This is a genomic window from bacterium, assembly GCA_040753555.1.
Taxonomy (GTDB): Bacteria; UBA9089; UBA9088; order UBA9088; family UBA9088; genus JBFLYE01.
On the sequence record JBFMDZ010000262.1, the window covers coordinates 1 to 2556 of the forward strand.

Annotated in this window: 5 protein-coding genes; 1 reads left to right on the forward strand and 4 read right to left on the reverse strand. The window is 33.5% G+C overall.

Translation table 11 applies throughout. The features are described from left to right. Positions 1-162: 162 nt before the first annotated feature. From AB1630_12190 to AB1630_12205, 4 genes are all read right to left on the reverse strand, one after another. Positions 163-678, reverse strand: a complete 516-nt coding sequence (locus AB1630_12190) for a CDP-alcohol phosphatidyltransferase family protein (GenBank protein ID MEW6104553.1) — start codon at positions 676-678, stop codon at positions 163-165. A gap of 308 nt (positions 679-986) precedes the next feature. Beyond that, entirely contained in the window at positions 987-1157 is a 171-nt protein-coding gene (locus AB1630_12195) for a transposase (GenBank protein ID MEW6104554.1), read from the reverse strand. A gap of 280 nt (positions 1158-1437) precedes the next feature. Next, a complete protein-coding gene (locus AB1630_12200; protein MEW6104555.1) occupies positions 1438-1992 on the reverse strand; it encodes a transposase in 555 nt (184 codons plus the stop codon). Between the two features lie 52 nt (positions 1993-2044). Then, the gene (locus AB1630_12205) at positions 2045-2248 is read right to left on the reverse strand and encodes a hypothetical protein (protein MEW6104556.1); all 204 of its coding nucleotides are present in this window, start codon (positions 2246-2248) and stop codon (positions 2045-2047) included. 86 nt (positions 2249-2334) lie between these two features. On the opposite strand from AB1630_12205, the gene AB1630_12210 reads away from it, so the two are divergent. Beyond that, the coding region (locus AB1630_12210; protein MEW6104557.1) for a hypothetical protein at positions 2335-2556 on the forward strand (222 nt) is incomplete at its 3' end.

Genomic DNA, 2556 nt, shown 5'->3' on the forward strand with positions numbered 1-2556 from the left:
CCCCTTCTTTAATATCGGCAGATTTGGTATTTTTCTTAAATATTTCTTTTCTTTTTGTTTTTTTAACAATAATCCATTTTATCTTATTGTTTATATAGATTTGTAAAAAGTTGGGGAAGTTCTGAAGAAGGCAAGGAGTTTGTAAAGTAAAGGCACAAAACATTAAACATTTATAAGGTAATCTATAAAGGATGTTATTGCAAATGTAAGCATAACAATGCTAATAATGTAGGTTAATTGGCTCATTCCGTTGAAAAGATAAAGAAGGATGGTTATTGCCTGGAAAATACAGCTACCTTTTCCAAGAATGCCCCTTTCCTTTCCAAATGTCTCATTTGGAATTGCTTGATAAAAGACAAACCAACCAATAGTTACCAAAATCTCTCTGCTAATGACAATATAGGTAATCCATTTTGGAAAGCCCAATTTTGAACAAGCAAGAAAAAAGGCAATAACAAAGAATATTTTGGAACAAATAGGGTTGATAACATCTGATAAACCCCCTTCTTCATCAAGAAATCTATCTGCTATTTCAAGGCTTAAGAATATAAGGAAAATAAGGATAGGAAAAATGGGCTTATTGCGAAAGAGGGGAATTTGGGGGATTTTTTGATAGACAATGGTAAAGATAAATAAAGGGATAAGGGCTAATCTAATAAATGCTAATTTGTTTTGCATCCATACAATATAACAAAATTTTATATTTTGGTCAAATGCTTCTTATTACTTAACTTTGGCAAAAACCTAAATATTCAAAGATAGCCTCCTTAGACATCTTTTGGTCTCTAACCTCAATGACCCACTCTATGATGGAACAGATTGCCCTTTCAAATGCACATCTTTCCAATTCGCCCACTGTTAATAAGCGACCTTCAAAACCCTTCTTAGTGATCACATAAACACGTATCAATTCAAGCACTATTGCTGATGTGAAAACCAAGCACCAATGACTTTTGATACCTTTTAGTTCTCGCATCTGATAATCCTCAAATCTTAAGATGCTGTTTGGCATCACGAAAAAAGGTTTCTATTGTCCATCGCATTTGATAGGCAAGCAAAACCCGTTCTACCCTAAAGTCATTGCGGTTAGTAACAATAAATATTGGTTCTTTTAGTCTATTGTTTTCATTATATTCTCTTGAAATTATTACCTTTATTTTTTGAGTTCCTCGCTTGAAGTGTGGGAAGCCCTGCCTCTATAGGAAGACAACGACAACGATTGTCTCCTATGGTATATTGTTTCATATCCCAAGCGGAGATTGTATCACTAAAGTCCTTCATTGTAGTTGTTCTTTCTTGATAAACTATCTTTCTATCCCCTTTAGCACAAGCTACCCAATCTTTTTTATGCTCTTGTAAAAAAAATCTACAAGCTCTTTACTGAAATACCAACTATCAAAGACTTTATCCACAAAAATCAACTCCTTGGTCTTTTGTCTATTGAATTAGTTCTTTGGCTATTTCTATCTTTGTTCGAAATCTATCCTTTACTATTTCACAATAATCTTCCTTGAGATAAAGATCAAACTTCAAGGGATAGCGATTTCCTCTTTTATCAATATAGAGAAAAACAACCAAACAATGACCATATTCAAGATAGCACCCTTTGGTATGGTCATAAAGCTTTCCTGTTCCCTCCATAAATTTTCCATATTTCTCTATCAAAGTATCATCTATTACAAGCCATCCCTTTTTCTCTGAAAAAGAAAAGGGTTCATCTAAATGCTTAATTACTGAGATAGAGGTTTCCATAATCTTCTCATAGTCCCATAAGCTTTCTGATAAGAAATGATGAAGGCTATCATAACGATCATATCTTCCCCTCCTAAAACTTTTAGCAAGGGCTTGGATGTTTGCTTTATCATTAACAATAATTCCTGTAATAAACCTTTCAAAATTTTTAAACTGGGGTTTTCTTTCAAAGACAGAATTGTAATTTTGACAAACTTTGTGAATGTCCTCTGGAATCTCAAGTATAGGAATATGTCCCATCCTATTAGATTTATCGGCATTTTATTAAATTTCCTTAAGTTCCACATTCAAGTTAGTTTGCAAATTTGCCAAAGTTCAGCACTCCTTCTATCTTCTCATAAGTTATGGAGAATATAGCTAATCTTTCTCCACGGAAAGCCCTTGGTCTTGAGAGAATTACAAAGAGATACTCGTGTTGCGGAGTTATGCAGCAATCCTTTATATTCCAGGGCTCTATGGAATGAGCATCAATAAGATTGCTTTCTTTATCAACCAATACAATTTTTGTTTTAAATACTACAATCTTCCCATTCGTTGTTTCATAACTATTTACTAATTCTGTGTAAGAAAAGGATGCTATCTTTGGTTTTAGAGCCAAGAAGGATAACGCCAGAATCCATTGGGTTTGCTATTTCGTCTATTGAGAATGAAAGCTCATCCTTTGATAGGCTATCAAATACCTCAAAAACAAGGCTTATATCCCCTACTTTCTCTGAAGTAATATTTTTTATTCCCTCTTTTAAAACCCCATACTTAAGATGCCTATCTCCTTCAATCTATCTTCTTCATCCCTTATCTTATTTA

Coding starts and splice junctions, on each gene's coding strand:
- AB1630_12190 (MEW6104553.1), bottom strand. CDS start 678: ATGCAAAACAAATTAGCATTTATTAGATTAGCCCTTATCCCTTTATTT.
- AB1630_12200 (MEW6104555.1), bottom strand. CDS start 1,992: ATGGGACATATTCCTATACTTGAGATTCCAGAGGACATTCACAAAGTT.